This window comes from Pseudomonas sp. TSO6 (assembly GCF_056098905.1).
In genome coordinates, this window is record NZ_JBLZWV010000123.1 from 1 (window position 1) to 244 (window position 244).

Here is a 244-nt window from a genome sequence, read left to right on the forward strand (position 1 = left end):
CCGTCTTTGTTGGTCAGCGTGATGGTGTAGGTGATCTCGCCACCTTCGGTAACCGAAGGCGTCGCGGTCAGCTTGGCTACCACTTCGTCGATGGTGTCGGTCACCTTGACCGAAGCGTCACCGCCCAGCTGCAGGTTCTCGAAGGCAGCGCCGGTGGCGTCTACCGCCGACTTGATGCCCAAGGTGATTTCGCCGGCATCCTGGTAGACGTCATCGCCCTGTGCAGCGTGCTCGTAAGGGGCGC

1 protein-coding gene is annotated in these 244 nt (G+C 62.3%); it reads right to left on the minus strand.

From position 1 onward, the window contains the following. The coding region (locus tag ACN6NG_RS30065) for an immunoglobulin-like domain-containing protein (RefSeq protein ID WP_474317568.1) at nt 1-244 on the minus strand (244 nt) is incomplete at both ends.